Here is a 554-nt window from a genome sequence, read left to right on the forward strand (position 1 = left end):
GGCGTTTTTGCGGGTGTTGGAAACGTTGTTGGCGAAAAACGACTATCTATTAGGGGACAAGGTGACCACGGCTGATATTGGCATCATGCCTTTTGTTCGTCAGTTTGCGCATGTCGATCGTGAGGTTTTTTATAGTTTGCCTTATCCTAAATTGCAGCAGTGGCTGCAACATTGGCTTGACCATCCGTTATTTTTGCAAGTCATGACCAAGTTTCAACCGTGGCAAGAAGGGGGTGAGGTGGTGATTTTTCCTTGTTAAAATTTGGTATTTGAAGCTATTTATATGATCACGTGAATTGTGAGTGACAGGTAAAGTATAAAGTATAGAGCTGAAATAACGTAGGAGAATACACATTATATGATCCTACGTTATAAAAAATATTGAAAGACTTGTGTAATTTAAAGGATTAGACTTTACACGCAGCGCTGGCTGCTTGAGCTTTCTCGTACACCGCTTGTGGGTCGAGGCCTAATGCTGCAACATCCGCCAAGTATTTTTGCGTACCTGCCTCTAGCGGTCCTTTCCATTGTGGGTCATTTAAGGGATCAGGAAT

1 protein-coding gene and 1 pseudogene are annotated in these 554 nt (G+C 42.4%); one reads left to right on the forward strand and one right to left on the reverse strand.

Translation table 11 applies throughout. The features are described 5' to 3' along the window. Positions 1-259: glutathione S-transferase C-terminal domain-containing protein (locus ACS8FC_RS19975; RefSeq protein WP_439298067.1), on the forward strand; the 259-nt coding region annotated here is incomplete at its 5' end. Positions 260-407: 148 nt separating this feature from the next. On the opposite strand, the pseudogene ACS8FC_RS19980 reads toward ACS8FC_RS19975, so the two are convergent. Further along, positions 408-554, reverse strand: a pseudogene (locus ACS8FC_RS19980) (TRAP transporter substrate-binding protein); the annotation flags it as partial.

Source organism: Psychrobacter sp. 1Y4 (assembly GCF_051847555.1).